Origin of the sequence: Micromonospora sp. NPDC048947 (assembly GCF_040649495.1) — a bacterium.
In the GTDB taxonomy this organism is placed as follows: Bacteria; Actinomycetota; Actinomycetes; order Mycobacteriales; family Micromonosporaceae; genus Micromonospora; species Micromonospora alfalfae.
In genome coordinates this window covers 76,931-92,762 of record NZ_JBEZFO010000023.1, presented here as the reverse complement: position 1 = coordinate 92,762, position 15,832 = coordinate 76,931, and the positions used below count along the sequence as shown (strand labels likewise).

Genomic DNA, 15,832 nt, shown 5'->3' with positions numbered 1-15,832 from the left:
GATCCCAGTTGCCGGTCATGCCCGCCCCCCTCGGCTCAGTGCCGCACCGACCGCGCCGACCAGCAGCAGCACGGCCCCGCCGACGACAGCCCCGAGCACGCGGTGCTGTCGGCGCACCCGGCGGCGCACCTCCGCGTACGGGGTGGTGGAGAACGACACCAGCTCGTACTGGGAAACGTACCGGCCGGGCAGTGCCCGTTCCAGTGCGTGCTCCACCCGCCGCCGGGTCTGGAAGACCGGGGAGGCGACCTTGTCCCGCATCTCCACGAAGTTCGTCAGCGCCATCGTCGCGATGGCCTCCGCGTTCTCCTGTCGACGCCGCTGGAACAGCGGCAGCGCCGCCAACCAGTCGTCGGCGCTCTCGTCCAGGCAGCGGTCCAGCTCGACCACGTCCTCGAAGGCGCAGTTGGCGCCCTGGCCGTAGAACGGCACTATCGCGTGCGCCGCGTCGCCGAGCAGGCCGACCTTCCCGTTGACCTGCCACGGGGTGCAGCGCACAGTGCCGAGCACGCCCACCGGGTTGTGCTGGTAGTCGTCGACAAGGTTCGGGGCCAGCGGGACCACGTCCGGGTAGTGCTCGGTGAAGTGCCGTTCGATCTCCGCCGGGCTGGTCAGCGAGGCGAAGCTGCCCGCACCGTCGTTGGGCCAGAACAGCGTGCAGGTGAAGGAACGGTCCGGGTTCGGCAGGGCGATCATCATCGAAGTGCCGCGCGGCCAGATGTGCAGCGCGTCCGGGTCCAGCGCGAAGTCCCCGCCCAGCGGTGGAATCGTCAGCTCCTTGTAGCCGTAGTCGAGGAAGTCCACGCTCTCGTCCAGCAGCCCGTACGCCAGCAGTTGCCCGCGCACCGCGGAGCCCGCGCCGTCGGCACCGAGCACTACCGACGCCTTCGCCGCGACCGGGCCCTGCGGGGTCTCGAAGCTCAGGGCGCCGTCGGTCGGGTCGAGCCCGACCAGCCGGTGGTCGAAGACGACCCGCACGCCCGGCAGCGCTGCGGCCTCGTCCAGCAGGGCGTTGTTCAGCGCACCCCGGCTGATCGAGTTGATCGCCCGGTCGCCGGCCGCGCTGTACGACTGGAACTGCTGCTCGCCCTCGACCGGGTGGATCATCCGGCCGCGCATCGGCAGCGCGTCGGTCATCACCTGCTCGGCCAGCCCGATGCGGCGCAACGCGTCCAGGCCGCGCTCGGAGAGCGCCAGGTTGATCGAGCGACCGCGTTCGGCGGTGCCGACGCGCGGGTCGGAGCGGCGCTCGTAGAGGGCCACCGGGTAGCCACGCCGGGCCAGGAAGCAGGCGGCCAGACAGCCGGCCAGCCCGGCACCGATGATCGCGATCTCGTCGCGCCGCGCGGTCATGAGGTCGCCCCCACCGTCGCGGCGAGCGCGGCAGCCGCACGCCAACAGTCGAGGTACGTGGAGTAGAGCGGCACCGGAGCGAACCGCACGACGTCGGGTTCGCGGGCGTCGGCGATGACCCCGTGTTCGTACCGTAGGCGTTTGGTCAGCTCGGCGGCGCTGCCCGAACCGATGCGCACGGAGAGTTGGCAGCCTCGGCGGGCCGGGTCGCGCGGGGTGACCACCCGCAGCGGCCGGCCGACTGTCACCTCGTCGAGCAGTGACTCCAGCCAGCCGGTGAGGCGCTGACTGCGCGCGCGCAGCGCCGTCATCCCCACCGCGTCGAACAGCTCCAGCGAGGTACGCACCGGGCCCATCGCGAAGATCGGCGGGTTGGAGATCTGCCAGGCCTCCACAGTGGCCGGTGGCCGGGACACCGGCGTCATCTCGAACCGGGTCGCCGCCGCGGTGCTCCACCACCCCTCGAACCGGGGCAGGTTCTCGTCGCCGAGGTGCCGCTCGTGCACGAAGACGCCAGCGAGGGCACCAGGGCCGGAGTTCAGGTACTTGTAGGAGCACCACGCGGCGAAATCGACGTCCCAGTCGTGCAGGGCCAGCGGCACGTTGCCCACCGCGTGGGCCAGGTCCCAACCGACCACCGCGCCGGCGGCCCGGCCGGCAGCCGTGATCGCCGGGATGTCCAGCAGCTCACCGGTGAGGTAGTTGACCCCGCCGAGCAGCAGCAACGCCACCCGGTCCCCCTCAGCGGCCAGGTAGTCGGTCACGTCCTCGGTACGCAGGGCGTCCTCACCCGCGCGCGGACGCAACCGGACCACTGCGTCGTCCGGGTCCAGGCCGTGGAACCGGGCCTGGCTGCGCACGGCGTAACTGTCCGAGGGGAACGCGGCGTCCTCGATGACGATGCGGGTGCGCGCGCCGGCCGGTCGGTAGAAACTCACCATCAGCAGGTGCAGGTTGACGGTGAGCGAGTTCATCACCACGGCCTCCGCGGGCCGGGCGCCGACCAGTCGCGCCGCCGGCCCGGTCAACAACTCGTGGTACGGCAGCCAGGGGCGCTCCGCCTCCAGGTGACCCTCCACGCCGAGCCGCCCCCACGCGTCCAGGTCGGCCAGGAGTTCGTCGCGGGTGGCCCGAGGTTGCAGGCCGAGCGAGTTGCCGGCCAGGTACGCCGACTCGCTGTGGTCGCCGCCGTCGGCCGGCGGAACGTGGAACAGGTGCCGGTGACCGGGGTCGGCCTCGTCACGGCGGTGCGCTTCTTGTTCTGGGGTTTGCATGTCTCGCTCTCCGGTCACATCGCGGTGCGGGCCGACCACAGCTCCGGGAAGACCACCCGGGCCATGCTGCGCTGCAACCACGCCAGGCCCGCGGAGCCTCCGCTGCCGACCTTGGCGCCCATCGTCCGCTGCACCGCCTTGACGTGGTTCCAGCGCCAGTCGCCGAACTCCTCGGCGACAGCGCTCAGCGCCTCGCCGAGCAGCCGCAGGTGATTGTCCGGGCTGGCGTCGTCGTAGATCCGTACCCAGGCCGCCTCGACCAACGGATGCGGGTCGTGTTCGACGGCCACGTCCCGGTCGAGCAGGTCGGCGGGGAGGTCGAAGCCGCGCCGGGCGAGCAGCGCGAGCACGTCGTCCCAGAGGCTCGGGGTGGACAGCGCGGCGCTCAGCTCGGCATGCACCTCGGCCTGCCGGCGGAACGGACGGATCAACGTCGGGTCACGCAGGCCGAGCAGGAACTCCAACTGCCGGTACATCGCCGACTGGAAGCCGGAGGCTTCACCGAGCAGGTTGCGGAACCGGTTGAAGTCGGCCGGGCTCATCCAGCGCAGGCCCTGCCAGGCGGCGTTGAGCCCCTCCAGGTGCAGCTTGGCTCGGCCCAGCGGGGCCAACGCCTCCCAGATCTGATCGGCGCGGATCAGCCGCTGGGTCTCCCGCAGCTCGTGGCAGGTCAACCCGAAGTACAGCTCCATGATCTGGCTGACCATCAGGAAGGACATCTCGCCCGGGTCGCTGCTGAGCGGGTGCTGCATCTTGTGCAGGGCGCTGGCCTGCACGTACGCGTCGTACGGCACCATGTCGGCGAACTCCAGGGTCGGCTCACCGCCGGTGCGCTCCGCCTGCGCGACGCGCTGTCCGGGGGTCACCGGCTGCACCGTGGCACGGCGGTTCGGCGCCCGCCGCTCCGTCTGATCCACCATCTCGTCTCCCTCCCCCGGACTAGCCGACGTCATGATCTCGCGGTCGGATCGGCCTGCGGAATGCCGAATCAACGGCTCTCGCCGCCTTCTCCTGGCAAACCAAAGGCAACTAGGCGAAGTCGGTTCACGAAAGTAAGGTCTGAGCGTGGACGACATGGACTGGGCGCTGCTGCGCGAGTTGCAGGCCGACGCGCGGCTCTCCTTCAGCGAGTTGTCCCGCCGGGTGCACCTGTCGCCACCGTCCGTCGCGGAGCGGGTCCGCCGGCTGGAGGAGGCCGGAATCATCACCGGCTACCACGCCCACGTCGACCTGGCCCGCGCCGGCCGTACCGTTGTCGCGCTGATCCGAATGTCCTGCTACGGCGCGCGGTGCATCCTGCACGACCCGGCGGTGGCCGACTGGCCGGAGATCCTGGAGATCCACCGGATCACCGGGGACGCATGCAGCGTGCTGAAGGTGGCGGCCGGCTCGATCGGCGCGTTCGAGGGAGTCATCGACCGCCTGGCCCCGTACGGCCAACCGTCGAGCACGATGGTCCTCTCCTCCCCACTGAACTGGCATCCCGTCACCCCCCTGCCCACCACCGGACCAATCCCCCGCCCCCGCTAACCCCCACCCCGCCCACGCCCCCGCGATCTTGCAGTTTCTGTTGGCGAAATGTCGTCTAAGAGACGATTTGTCGGCGCAGAAAGTGCAAGATCGCGAGGGTGGTTGGGGCGAGGGGCGAGGGGTGGGGCGGGTTTGCCTCCGGGCCAGCGGGAAAGCAGCGCGCGTGCCCAGGGGAGGGTTCCGGCGGTCGTCGCCGGTTGGGGGGAAATCATGCAGGCAATCCGCACGATCAACCGCGCGCTCTCGTCCGCACTGACACTGGTGGGGCTGGTCGGGGCGTTCGTCCTGTTGTCGGTCGCGCCGGCGCGAGCCGGCGAGAACGTCTTCGTCGAGGTGACACCGAACAGCGCCCAGGCCGGCAGCCGGGTCAACATCAAGGCGAGCTGCGACAACGACAACAACAACCGGCAGTCCAACGTGCACTCCGACGCGTTCGGGCACGTGATGCTCAAACCCGACAAGGGCTTCCTGACCGGGCAGGTAACAATTCCGAGGGACAAGGCGGCCGGTGACTACCCGGTCGACCTGCAATGCGAGAACGGCCAGACGGCCTCGACCACGTTGACAGTGTTGAACATGGCCTCACCCAGCAAGGGCCCGGCGACCGGCGGCGGTGGGATGGCCGGCGGGCGTGGCACCGGCTCGCTGCTGGTGCTCGGTGGCGTGGCGTTGGTGGCCACCGCGATAGTGCTCGGGATGGCCGGCGGCCGACGTCGACCGGGAGCCGGCTCCTGAGCCGGATCACCAATGACCCGCAGATCCGCGCGTGCGCGGCGGGACCGCCGCGCACGCCTCCGGGCCGGGCCGGCGCTACGCGCGTCCGGCCGGCTGGTGGCCCGCGTCTCCGGGCGGCTGCGCCGGGTCGCCGGGCAGGCCGTGTCGGCCAGCGTCACCACCACCGATCCGGCCGCCGGCCCGCTGCCGCCGCGGCGTCCGGCCGGGCCGTCGTCGGCCCGACACCGGTTCGGTACGAGCCCTGGTTTCCCGGTGCTAGCCATCGCCGCGCTGATGGTGCTGATCGTGGCGATGCTCGGCGTCGAGCAGGTGACCGGAATGAGCCTGCTGCCGGACCGGCTCAGCGCCGGCCTGCGACCGCCTCCGAAGAAGTTCCCGGTACTGCCGGCCAGCCATCCCACCAGCCTCACCATCGAGAAGATCGACGTGCGGGCGCCCGTACACGACGTGGGCATCGCCCCGGACGGCACGATCGCCGTGCCGGACGCGGCCCGCGCCCAGGAGGCCGGCTGGTACGACCAGGGGCCCACCCCGGGCCAGTACGGCCCAGCCGTGATCGTCGGGCACGTCGACACCACCAGCGGGCCGGCGGTCTTCCACAAACTCCGCGAGCTGCGCTCCGGTGACGAGATCGAGGTCACCCGCACCGATCAGCGCGTGGCGGTCTTCGAGGTCAACTCGGTGGAGAAGTTCGACAAGGGCGGGCTGCCGGTGGACGAGGTGTACGGCGACTTCAGCCGCCCGAGCCTCCGACTGATCACCTGCGGCGGCCAGTGGGTAGGCGGCGAGACCGGCTACGCGGACAACGTGGTGGTCTTCGCCTCGCTGGTCAAGGCGCGTGGTGGTTGAGGCAGTCAGATCGGGACTGCGAGTCAGTTCTGGCCAGGACTGGCCACAGGCAACCCGACGGCCTTGGCACAGTCGAGCAGTCGCCGGTCGTAGCTGACGAAGGCGACAAGTGCCACCCCGGACTCGTTTGTCAGGACCTGGGCAGTGGCAAGGTGGATGGCGTCGAGGCTGCGTAGCGTCGGCTCGGCGAACGCGGCGGCGGTCGCGCGGATAGTGCCGTCGATCTCCAGCCGGAAGAGGCGCCCGACAGCTGCCGGCACTCCGATCAACGCTTGCGGGGCTGGTCGGCGCAACGCTCTGGGCACCTCAACCTCGACGAGAGCTGAGGAGACCAGCGGAACGTCGCCCTGAGCGTTGATCCAGGAAACAAGGTCAGCGCTGCACGCCTCCTGCCGAACCAACTTCACGACGGCGGCGGAGTCGAGGTAGATCACCAGCGCTCCTCGTCCCGCATCTCGGCGAGCGCGGCAGCCACGTCCACGTCCTCGGCACCGAGTGTTGGCGGAAGCGGGACCGGACCGCTCCCGGTTGGCGGAACGGCCCGCCCTGCCACTACGAGCTTGGCCAGCATCGACCTGTCGTCACTGACCGGAACCAGTCGGGCGATGGGACGCCCACGATCGGTGATCTCGACGGTCTCGCCACCACTCACCCGAGCCAGGACCTGACTCGTGTTCTGGTTCAGCTCCCGGACCCCGATACGCTCCATGAGACAGAGTGTAGAACTAAATGTTCTACAGTGCGATCCAGCTCGGCATGTATCGAAAAGACGGCGGCGAGACCGGCTACGCGGACAACGTGGTGGTCTTCGCCTCGCTGGTCAAGGCGCGTTCAGGCGGCTGACCGGCGTCGACGTACTCGGCGAGCCGGGCGGCCCCGGTGAGCATGGCTCGGCCTCGCTCGGTGAGCCGTTGCCGCCACTGGCGCAGCGACGCGGCGAGCGGTTCGGCACCGCCAGCCTCGCGCACTCGACGCAGCACACCGGCGATGTGGTCGAGCCGGTACCCACCGCGGCGCAACAGGTGCGCCAGTTCGGCGTCCCGGACGTCGTCGGGACGGTAGAGCCGGTAGTGGGTCATCGGATCACGTACCGGTCGCAGCACCCCGGCCCGCTCCCATTTGCGCAGCGTGGCCGGCTGGAGACCGAGCCGGTGGGCCAGCACGCTGATCGGCACGGCTTTCTGGCTCTGCGGCTGCGGTCTCGTTCCGGTGAGCGTCGCCACCGCCGTCTCGACCGCGTCCAGGGTTTCCCGATCGCGCTGGAGCAGGGCATGGCCCTCGTCGATGACGCGCAACGCCGTGTCGATCTCACCCCGGTTGACGGCCCGCATGATCTCGCCACTGGCCGCGTAGCCGTGGCCCGTGATCAACGCGAGGTAGGCACGCAACGCCTTGGCGTGCGGCTCGGTGAAGCGACGGTAGCCGTTCGGGGTGCGCTGGGCCGGCGGCAGGACGCCGTCTCGTTCGTAGTTGCGTACTGCCTGCGCGGAGAGACCGTGGGTGCGCGCGAGGTCGACCGGTCGGCGTACCCCCGTGTTTGAAGGTTTTGTGGCTGTCACCGCGCTCCAAGGCTCGTGAGTTTCAACCGCTGGTTCAACGATACGGTTCATGGAATGCCACAATTTCTCGACCTGCTGGCGGTATCCCCGGACCTGCTCGCGCTCGGCGAACCGACGCACGGTGAGTCCGCCTTCCTCCAGCTCCGCAACGAGGCCTTTCTGTCACTGGCGGAGCACGGTTACCGCTCGATCGCCGTGGAGAGCGACCGGGCGGCCGGGCTGATCGCCGACGACTTCGTGCAGGGCGTCGCCGCCGTGACGCTCGACCGGGCGCTCGCCGAAGGGTTCAGCCACGGATTCGGTGCGGCCCCGGCCAACCGCGACCTCCTGCTGCGGATGCGGGGGTGGAACGCCGGACGGCCGGTCGCCGAGCGCCTGACGTTCCACGGCTTCGACGCCCCGGTGGAGTTGGAGAGCGCCCCGAGCCCGCGCCGCCTCCTCTCCCAGGTCTGCCAGTTCCTGGACCTGGACCGGGCTGCCGAGATCGACGACCTGATCGGGGACGACGCGCGGTGGAGCGACCCGGCCGCGATCTGGGAACCGGGCCGATCGGTCGGGCGCTCGACCGACGCCCAGCGACTGCGGGTGCTCGCCGACGACCTGCTGACCGAGCTGTACCTGCGGGCGCCGTGGAGGTCAGCGGGCTGGCCGGCGGCGTTCGTGCACGCCACGGCCGCTGTCGCGTTGCTGCGTTACCACGCCGCAGCCGCCGCACCACTGGCCCAGGAGGAACGCTTCGCCCGCCTGGCCGCGGTCCGGGACGCGCTGATGGCCGAGAACCTGCTCGCGATCCGATCGGCCGAGGCACACCGCGGGCCCACGCTTGTCTTCGCGCACAACACGCACCTGCAGCGACACCCGACCACGATGACGCTCGCCGACACCCAGGTGTCCTGGGCCGGCGCCGGCGCGATCGTCGCGTCGCTGCTGGGCGACCGGTACGCGGTGATCGCCGGCAGCCTCGGCGCGAGCCCGGCACTCGGCATCGGACCACCCGCCGCCTCGACCTACGAGGGCCAACTTCAGCAGGAGACCAATTTTCCCCGGTACCTGCCGACATCCGACATCGCAGCGGCCGAGCAGCGGACGCACGACTACCGCTACTTCCCGCTGGACCAGGCCGCCATCGAGCACGCCGACGTGGTCCTGCACGTGCCGACCGGTGTCGACCCGGCAGTGCTCGCCGATCGGATCGTCGCGCTGCCCGGCGTCGAGCAGTTGGTGGCGAGCGAGGAGAACGGATCACCCGAGCCGGCCTGGGGCGACCGGTTCTTCTTCGTCGGCCCGGACCGCCGCCAGCCGTTCGCCACGATCGTCGAGCATGACGTGCCCGGCTTCGACGAGGCCGCACAGCTTGACCGCCCCGGCGTCTTCCGCCTCAACCTGGACGTGGGCCGGGCCGAGTTCGAGCGGCTGTTCGGCTTCCCGCCCAAGGCATTCGATGAGCACCGGCACGAGTTCGACTTCGCCCGACTGGACACCCTCGTACCGCACCCGGGCTACGCACAGTACGGCTTCGCCAGCATCGTCATGCCCGGTCCGCAACTGCTCCCCGAGATCGACCGGCTACTCGCTATCGCGTACCGCCGAGCGGTCGACCGCCACGAACGCGCAGCGCGCCGGGCGATCCGCCCCCAATCCGGAACCTGACGAAGCAGTGCGGGGTCAGGCGGCTGCCTCGGGCTCCCGCAGGTCCAGCCAGTCGGCCCAGCGGGGGTCGGGGGCCCGGTGGCCCAGCACCCGCCAGGCGGTGCCCTTCGGAGCGGTCGGCAAGGCGTGTAACCGCCACCCCATCTCGGCAGGGGTCTTGTCGCCCTTCGTGTGGTTGCACCTGGCACACGCAGCGACCACGTTCTCCCAGGCGTGCCGGCCACCCCGGCTGCGCGGAAAGACGTGGTCGATGGTCTCGGCCGGGCCTCGGCAGTAGGCGCACCGCCACCCGTCCCGCGCGAAGATCGCCCGGCGGGACAGCCCGACATGCGTTCGGTACGGCACCCGGACAAAGCGCGTCAGCCGGACCACCGATGGCACCGGGAGCGCGTCCCGGGCGCTGTGCAGGATGCCGTCACCGTCGGCGACGCAGACCGCCTTGGCGGAGAGGACGAGAATCGCGGCGCGACGCACCGACACGACACACAGCGGCTCGTAGGTGGCGTTGAGGACCAACGCGCCGGAGCCCACAGTGGGTCGTATGTCAGGCATCGCGCTCACCCTCCCGGTTCAGCGGCTGCTGGGGACCGCCGCCGACCGGGGCCGGGCACAAGGGCCCACACGGTCGACGCCGGGCCGATCACCGACGTCCGTTGCGCCAATAGTCCCTGATCGGACCCCGGATTGCACGTACTAATCTCTCTTCTGGTAAGCGGATCACCCACGCCGGGACGGGCAACTGCTCCAGCCTGGGCGGACGCTGACGTGTGACACCCCCGCCGCCGGTCCCACCGGTGCCGGGCCTGCGCCGGCCGCCTGATCGCCACCGGTCTCACCAGCCACCTCGGTACGACGCTCCAGCGCTCAGCCTCGACCGATCGGCCGACAGGTCCAGCAGCCATCCACCCCTATGGTCAGCGGCATGATCGACAAGCTTGCCGACGCGATCGTGCGCCACCGGCACGTCGTCCTGGCACTTGGGCTTCTCCTGGTCGGCGTGAACGCCGTAGCCCCGGGGGCCGCCTCCGTCGTGGGGCAGCGCTTGTTGATCCTCATCTCCCTGGCGGCGCTGATCCTGGCGATCGTCATCATGGGGGTCCGTCCGGCCTACTTCGTGGTGTGGCCGCAGATCCCGGCCTTCGCCACACCCGGGCCCGCCTGGACGGTGCTCTTCGCCCTGGGTTACCTCGGGCCCGCGTCCACCCGCGTCGACGCGATGCTGCGCTCGTCCAGACAGGGCACCCTGTCGACGTTCGACGTGGTTCTCGATGTTCTCTGGATCGTCCTGGCCGCGCTGCTGGTGACGTGGGCGTGGCGGGGTCACGGGGTGCGGCTGCATCCGTCCGGGGTACGGCAGACCTGGCCGCTGGGCTCGCTCACCGTGCCGTGGGAGGCCCTCCTGGCCCCGCAGATCCCCCCGGCTGCTGACCGCCGCCAGTGGCTCCCGATGAGGATCACAGAACCCCGGCTGGTTCGGCGACGCGGCATTCCGCGGAGCCGGGGGGCGTTGCGGACGGACATCGTCGACGCGGGGTTCCTCGCCGCGGTCATCGGGCACTACGTCGCGCACCCCGAACACCGGGCGGCGATCGGTAGTCAGGCCGAGTACGAACGGCTGCGCGCCGCGTTGCCCGGGAGAGGGTGAGCAACAGTCGGCGGACATCCTGCCCTCGGCGGTAGGTCTCACCCGGCCGGTGGGTCGGCGGCGGGCGCTCGGGCCCCTTGCGGTACGAAGACAGGGTGAGTGCCCCCAGCGTGACGCCCCTAGCCCTGTCCGACGCCGTCTCGGTGAGCTGCCAGGGCAGCACCTCCTGCGAGTGGATCTACCGGATCACCGGGTCGGCCTGGTTCGCCGAGGGAAGCTACTGGATCCTGCTCAAACCGCTTCGGGTGCTGCTGATCCTGGCACTCGCGATGGTGGCCCGCTGGGCGCTGCACCGGACGATCGACCGGTTGGTTCGAACGACCACCGACGGTGCGGTGCCGACGATGCTGCGGCCGCTGCGCGAGCGGGTACCCACCGCCGCTGTCGACCCGGCCGAGTTCGTGCCCGAGCGACGGAGGCAGCGGGCCGAGGCGATCGGGTCGGTGCTGCGCAGCCTGACCACCGCGTTCGTCTTCGGCATCGCGCTGCTGATGATCCTGCGGGAGTTCAGCTTCGACCTGGCTCCGCTGCTGGCCAGCGCGGGGATCGCCGGCGTCGCGCTGGGCTTCGGCGCGCAGAGCCTGGTGAAGGACCTGATCGCCGGCCTGTTCATGCTGATCGAGGACCAGTACGGCGTAGGTGACAACGTCGACCTGGGTGAGGCGATGGGCGTGGTCGAGTCGGTCGGCCTGCGGGTCACCACTGTGCGCGACGGCCGCGGCGTGCTCTGGTACATCCGCAACGGCGAGATCATCCGGGTGGGTAACAAGAGCCAGGGTTGGGCCCTCGTGGTGGTGGACCTGCCCATCGGTTTCAACAGCACCGAGGAGGCCACGGCGGTACTACGGACAGCGGCCGCCTCGGTCGCAATGGACCCGGAGCTGTCACCGGAGATCGTGGAGGCGCCCGAGGTGCTGGGTGTCGAGCAGGTGACGGTGGACGGCGCGGTCATCCGCACGGTGGTGAAGACGACAGCGGACGGGCAGTTCGCGGTGGGCCGGGAACTGCGTCGGCGTCTCGCCGAGGCGCTGGAAAATTCGGGGATCACCGCGCAGATCGCTGCGGCCCGCATCTATCCCGGTCTGTCGACCCGGCCGTTGTCCGAGGGCGAGACCGGTCAGGGCGGCGCCACCTGACACCGTCGACATTGTCCGGCAATTCAGGGGTCGCGGGCCGGCCGGCCCCTCGGGTATCGTCCGTTCGTTCAGTCGGGGAGGCGACGAACGGCCCGTTCGACCTAGCTAGTTGTCAGACGATCGGGCAGAATCCGGAGCACGCGTTCCCACCAAAGCGTGATCACATCCTCGCTGATCCGTAGATCTGACGAGCGCTTCCGGCCGGGCTGCCACGAGCGGCTGAGCCGGGGCCGATGGAGGCGACGGTGCCTGACGAGCGACCTTCTGCGGAAGGCCCCGCCACATTCCGCGAAGTCTTCGCCCAGCACGAGTTTCGTGCTGTGTTCGTGGCTGGCGCTCTCTCCTGGATCGGCGACTATGTCGCGAAGGCCGCCGTCACCCTGCTCGTCTATCAGCAGACCCGGTCCGTCGCGCTGTCCGCGGCTGCCTTCGCGGTCAGCTTCCTGCCCTGGCTGCTCGGCGGTCCCGTGCTCGCCGCACTCGCGGAGCGGTACCCGTTCCGACGGGTGATGGTGGCGTGCGATCTCATCCGGATGGCGCTGATGCTGCTCATCGCCATTCCGGGCCTGCCGTACCAGGCGGTGCTGGTGCTCATCTTCGCCGCCACGCTCGCGAACCCGCCAAGCCAGGCGGCGAAGTCCGCGCTGATCCCGCAGCTGCTCACCGGGGACCGACTGGTGCTGGGGCTGTCGCTGAACAGCAGCGTCGGGCAGGCCGCCCAGGTCGTGGGGTACGTCTTCGGCGCCGCTGTCGCCGCTGTCGACCCGGAGGCGGCGCTGCTGTTCAACGCGGTCACGTTCGGTCTCTCGGCTCTGCTGGTTCGCCTCGGTGTGCGCCACCGCCCGCCGGTGATGCACCCGGAGCACCGCAGCCACCTGCTGCAGGAGACTCGGCAGGGGTTCGGCATCGTGTTCCGCACACCGGTGCTGCGGGCCATCGCGGTGCTGGTGTTCAGTTCGATGCTCTTCTCGATCGTTCCCGAGGGCCTGGCCGCAGCCTGGGCCAACGAGGAGGGCCGTGGCGCGGTGAGCGCGGGCACCGCACAAGCGGCGATCATGGTGGCCAATCCGATCGGCTTCATCCTCGGTGGGTTGCTGGTGAGTCGGCTGTTCGGGCCGGCTCGCCGACTGAAGCTGATGCGGCCGCTCGCGGTGCTCGCCCCGCTGGTGCTCGTGCCGGTGCTACTCGACCCCCCGCCGCTGGTGGTCGCGCTGCTCGCCGCGCTCTGCGGGTTCGCGGTCGCCGGCATGATGCCGATGGCCAACGGATTGTTCGTCCAGGCGCTGCCCAACGGCTTCCGCGCTCGCGCCTTCGGGGTGATGGCCACTGGCATACAGGTCATCCAGGGCCTCTCGGTGCTGGTCACCGGGCTGCTCGCCGAACGGTTCCCCATTCCGATCGTGGTGGGGGTCTGGAGCGCAGCCGGGGTGGTGCTGATGGCGGTGGCCACGCTGCGTTGGCCGGATCGGCAGACGGTGGACGACGCGATCACTGCCGCCGCGTTGGCCAACGCCGACCCGCCGCCTTCCGGGCTCGGCGACCCGGCCGGCGACCGCCCGGTGGCGGGCGCGTCCGATCCGCGTGCCGGTGACGGCCACCGCCGGCACGCTGTCACCTGAGCGTCGAACCGACCGCCAGCCGTACGGGCCGGGTGACCGATATTCGGGGTCGTCGACGCGGCGTGATCCGACGCACGTCGTGCGGGTCGGGTCGGCACCTGACGCACCTGGCAGGATGGAACTGTGACTTCCGCAGGTGAATCCGACCGTCCCGGTGCGTCGATGACCCTCTTCGAAGCGGTCGGGGGCGAACCCACCTTCCGCAAGCTGGTCGACGAGTTCTACGCCGGCATCGCGAACGACCCCCTGCTGCGACCCATGTACCCGGAGGAGGACCTGGGCCCGGCCGCGGACCGGATGACCCTGTTCCTGATGCAGTACTGGGGCGGGCCGAACACGTACTCCGCTCAGCGCGGGCATCCACGGCTGCGGATGCGCCACGCGCCGTTCCGGATCGGCGCGGCCGAACGGGACGCCTGGCTGCGGAACATGCGCCGCGCCGTGGACCGGCTCGACCTTGAGCCGGAGATCGCAGGCACCCTCTGGGACTACCTGGAGCGGGCCGCGTACTTCATGGTCAACGTCGAGGACGACCCGGCCAACGGCGGCTGACCCAGCCCACCCGGAGCGGCGTCAGAGCAGCGCGCCCTCGTCGTGCAGCCAGTCCACGAAGCTGGTGGCTACCGCCGCGCCGCAGTCGAGCATCTCGACCAGGAGCGCGTCGTGGGTGCCGGCGCCCAGGGGCACCTGAAGCTCGGCGTAGATCGGTAGCTGACCGCGCTCGGTCGGGTCACCGATGTACGCCTTGCAGAACCGGCGGGTGTGGTTCCACTCGTTGACCACCCGGTACGCCCGGTCGGCCCAGTCCGGCGGGACCGTGGCGTGCGGGCGTGCCCGCATGACCAGGATCTCGTCCTCCGGCCCTTCGAGGGTGACCAGCACCGCGTGCCGCTCCCACATCGCCAGCAGGTTGCCGTCGCCGTCGGCCAGGTAACGCACGTCGAGCAGATCGAGCGCGTCACAGACCCGGCGCAGACTCACCGGCTCGACGGTGGCGGGCATCTCGGTCAGCACGGGCCGCTCGTTGGACGGGCAGTCGTCCCCCGGCTGACGAGGGCTGGGCGGCCCGATCCGGACCGCGCTATCGACTGTGACCCCGCTTCGGGTTTCCGGATCGCCGCCGTCGGCGGGACCGGGGCGCCATGACCACCACGGCATCGCTCGCGCACCTCACTCCCCAGCGGATCCAGTCGCCTACGGTGCGTTGGATCCGAGGATGGACGGTACCCGGACAGCCGGGTTGAAGCACCCCCCCAACGACCGCCCCTGACCAGAAGAATGAACCGGGGTCATCCGTTCGGACGAGCGCTCAGGGGTGTCACGGCAAGATCCGTGGCCTTCTGCAACCACGCCGCTCCGTGCGGTCCCACCAGGCCGACCCAACGACCGGCCACCCGCACCTGAACGGCGTTTCCGCCCTCGTCAGCCGGCGAGCCGTGGGGGGCACCGAGGAAGCCCATCCGGACCACCCCCTGCACGAGCCGCTGCGGCACCTCGACCGGCGCGGCGGGCGTCCCGTCCGGGGTGATCAGCACCGCCACGTGGTCGAGCAGCGCGTCGCGCAAGACCCGCTGGCCCACGGCACGGCCGGCCACACCCTGCTCGCTCGCCGTCCGCAGGGTGCCCGCCGCCGCGTCGGCGATCCGCCGCAACTCGGCGACGGGCAGCGCCTCCACCTGGCGGCTCCCCGTCGGCGGCAGCGGCCACCGCCACTGGGCGTCCCGGCGGGTCGGCAGGCTCGCGCCGCCCCGCTCCAGCTCGCCGAGCAGCTCCGCGGCGGCCACCGTGACGTCCTCAGCGACGCCGTCGGTCGGCCCACCGGCAACAGTGCGGACCACCAGGACCTGCCACGGCAGCCGGGCCCACAGGGCGACCCGGCCCGGTGCGCCGGCCGGCCGCAGCCGAACCAGCGCGACCGGATCCAACCGGACCAGCCGGGCCAGGAAGGCGCCCGCGTCCGCCACCCCGGCGACACCGTGGGTGGACGCCGCCGTCCGGCCCGGCTCGGCGGTGCCCGGCCGGGTCACCCCACACCGCCCTGCGGCGCGTACGTGAGCAGGAAGTCCCGTTCCTCGGTGGTGATCCGCCGGGGCACCTGGCGGGTCAGGTCGAACGGCACCAGCACCGAGCGGGCCCGGCTGGCCAGCACCTCACCGTCGTACAACTCGTAGGCGACGGTGAACCGGGAGGCCCGGATCTCCTCCACCCACAGCTCGATCCGCACTGTGGGTGCCGCCTCCGCGGTGGCGCGCCCGAGCGCGTAGTCGACCGGGCGCAGGTAGTCGACCTCGTGCCGGCGGATCACCACCCCGTCGGCGAACGAGCCGACGCCCCAGGCCCGGCCACCGGCGAACATCAACGCCACCCGCGCCTCCTCGTACAGGGTGAGGAAGCGCGAGTTGTTGACGTGGCCGTACGCGTCCAGGTCGGACCAGCGCAGGGTGCAGTGGTAGACGAAGCGGTCAGACACCTTCTCGGCCGG

At 70.8% G+C, this 15,832-nt stretch carries 18 protein-coding genes; 8 read left to right on the top strand and 10 right to left on the bottom strand.

The annotated features are described in order from the left end of the window. Positions 1-15: 15 nt before the first annotated feature. Genes AB0B98_RS28000 through AB0B98_RS27990 form a run of 3 tightly spaced genes read right to left on the bottom strand, consistent with a single transcriptional unit; the run spans position 16 to position 3,544 of the window. Positions 16-1,353, bottom strand: a complete 1,338-nt coding sequence (locus AB0B98_RS28000) for an NAD(P)/FAD-dependent oxidoreductase (RefSeq protein ID WP_357366493.1) — start codon at positions 1,351-1,353, stop codon at positions 16-18. Beyond that, complete coding sequence (gene kynU, locus AB0B98_RS27995; protein ID WP_357366492.1) at positions 1,350-2,627, bottom strand: kynureninase; 1,278 nt, start codon at positions 2,625-2,627, stop codon at positions 1,350-1,352. Before kynU ends, AB0B98_RS28000 begins: the two co-directional genes overlap by 4 nt. 14 nt (positions 2,628-2,641) lie before the next feature. Next, positions 2,642-3,544 (bottom strand): tryptophan 2,3-dioxygenase family protein, encoded by a 903-nt coding sequence (locus AB0B98_RS27990; protein ID WP_238669080.1) that lies wholly within the window; start codon positions 3,542-3,544, stop codon positions 2,642-2,644. Between the two features lie 148 nt (positions 3,545-3,692). On the opposite strand from AB0B98_RS27990, the gene AB0B98_RS27985 reads away from it, so the two are divergent. The 3 genes from AB0B98_RS27985 (at position 3,693) to AB0B98_RS27975 (ending at position 5,741) form a co-directional block, all read left to right on the top strand. Further along, on the top strand, positions 3,693-4,157 hold the full coding sequence (locus tag AB0B98_RS27985; RefSeq protein WP_238669054.1) for an Lrp/AsnC family transcriptional regulator: 465 nt from the start codon (positions 3,693-3,695) through the stop codon (positions 4,155-4,157). A 210-nt stretch (positions 4,158-4,367) separates the two neighbouring features. Beyond that, complete coding sequence (locus tag AB0B98_RS27980; protein ID WP_238669055.1) at positions 4,368-4,892, top strand: hypothetical protein; 525 nt, start codon at positions 4,368-4,370, stop codon at positions 4,890-4,892. Between the two features lie 12 nt (positions 4,893-4,904). Continuing rightward, the gene (locus tag AB0B98_RS27975) at positions 4,905-5,741 is read left to right on the top strand and encodes a class F sortase (RefSeq protein ID WP_357366490.1); all 837 of its coding nucleotides are present in this window, start codon (positions 4,905-4,907) and stop codon (positions 5,739-5,741) included. Between the two features lie 23 nt (positions 5,742-5,764). Here AB0B98_RS27975 and AB0B98_RS27970 read toward each other — a convergent pair whose 3' ends face one another. The 3 genes from AB0B98_RS27970 to AB0B98_RS27960 all read right to left on the bottom strand — a co-directional run bounded on the left by AB0B98_RS27970 (position 5,765) and on the right by AB0B98_RS27960 (position 7,300). Next, the gene (locus tag AB0B98_RS27970) at positions 5,765-6,175 is read right to left on the bottom strand and encodes a type II toxin-antitoxin system VapC family toxin (RefSeq protein WP_357366488.1); all 411 of its coding nucleotides are present in this window, start codon (positions 6,173-6,175) and stop codon (positions 5,765-5,767) included. Further along, positions 6,172-6,450 carry a type II toxin-antitoxin system prevent-host-death family antitoxin gene (locus tag AB0B98_RS27965; protein ID WP_238669058.1) on the bottom strand — a complete coding sequence of 93 codons (279 nt, stop codon included), beginning with the start codon at positions 6,448-6,450 and terminating at the stop codon, positions 6,172-6,174. Before AB0B98_RS27965 ends, AB0B98_RS27970 begins: the two co-directional genes overlap by 4 nt. Before the next feature lie 76 nt (positions 6,451-6,526). Beyond that, positions 6,527-7,300, bottom strand: a complete 774-nt coding sequence (locus AB0B98_RS27960) for a MerR family transcriptional regulator (protein ID WP_357366486.1) — start codon at positions 7,298-7,300, stop codon at positions 6,527-6,529. Between the two features lie 54 nt (positions 7,301-7,354). Here AB0B98_RS27960 and AB0B98_RS27955 point away from each other — a divergent pair, with 54 nt between their 5' ends. Further along, positions 7,355-8,950 carry a DUF6194 family protein gene (locus AB0B98_RS27955; protein WP_357366484.1) on the top strand — a complete coding sequence of 532 codons (1,596 nt, stop codon included), beginning with the start codon at positions 7,355-7,357 and terminating at the stop codon, positions 8,948-8,950. 15 nt (positions 8,951-8,965) lie between these two features. On the opposite strand, the gene AB0B98_RS27950 is transcribed toward AB0B98_RS27955, so the two are convergent. Beyond that, positions 8,966-9,502 (bottom strand): HNH endonuclease, encoded by a 537-nt coding sequence (locus AB0B98_RS27950; RefSeq protein WP_238685452.1) that lies wholly within the window; start codon positions 9,500-9,502, stop codon positions 8,966-8,968. 370 nt (positions 9,503-9,872) lie between these two features. Here AB0B98_RS27950 and AB0B98_RS27945 point away from each other — a divergent pair, with 370 nt between their 5' ends. The 4 genes from AB0B98_RS27945 to AB0B98_RS27930 all read left to right on the top strand — a co-directional run bounded on the left by AB0B98_RS27945 (position 9,873) and on the right by AB0B98_RS27930 (position 13,902). Continuing rightward, positions 9,873-10,595 (top strand): hypothetical protein, encoded by a 723-nt coding sequence (locus AB0B98_RS27945; RefSeq protein ID WP_357366483.1) that lies wholly within the window; start codon positions 9,873-9,875, stop codon positions 10,593-10,595. A gap of 125 nt (positions 10,596-10,720) precedes the next feature. Continuing rightward, positions 10,721-11,731 carry a mechanosensitive ion channel family protein gene (locus tag AB0B98_RS27940; RefSeq protein ID WP_238669081.1) on the top strand — a complete coding sequence of 337 codons (1,011 nt, stop codon included), beginning with the start codon at positions 10,721-10,723 and terminating at the stop codon, positions 11,729-11,731. A 233-nt stretch (positions 11,732-11,964) separates the two neighbouring features. After that, positions 11,965-13,350, top strand: a complete 1,386-nt coding sequence (locus AB0B98_RS27935) for an MFS transporter (protein WP_238669063.1) — start codon at positions 11,965-11,967, stop codon at positions 13,348-13,350. 162 nt (positions 13,351-13,512) lie between these two features. Then, the gene (locus AB0B98_RS27930) at positions 13,513-13,902 is read left to right on the top strand and encodes a globin (protein WP_357282046.1); all 390 of its coding nucleotides are present in this window, start codon (positions 13,513-13,515) and stop codon (positions 13,900-13,902) included. Between the two features lie 21 nt (positions 13,903-13,923). Here AB0B98_RS27930 and AB0B98_RS27925 read toward each other — a convergent pair whose 3' ends face one another. The 3 genes from AB0B98_RS27925 to AB0B98_RS27915 form a co-directional block, all read right to left on the bottom strand. Continuing rightward, the gene (locus AB0B98_RS27925) at positions 13,924-14,508 is read right to left on the bottom strand and encodes a YbjN domain-containing protein (protein WP_238669065.1); all 585 of its coding nucleotides are present in this window, start codon (positions 14,506-14,508) and stop codon (positions 13,924-13,926) included. A 131-nt stretch (positions 14,509-14,639) separates the two neighbouring features. Then, positions 14,640-15,377, bottom strand: a complete 738-nt coding sequence (locus AB0B98_RS27920) for a hypothetical protein (RefSeq protein ID WP_357366481.1) — start codon at positions 15,375-15,377, stop codon at positions 14,640-14,642. Beyond that, positions 15,374-15,820: a thioesterase family protein gene (locus AB0B98_RS27915; RefSeq protein ID WP_357366480.1), complete on the bottom strand. Its 447-nt coding sequence runs from the start codon at positions 15,818-15,820 to the stop codon at positions 15,374-15,376. The genes AB0B98_RS27920 and AB0B98_RS27915 overlap by 4 nt, the downstream gene beginning before the upstream one ends. Positions 15,821-15,832 lie beyond the last annotated feature (12 nt).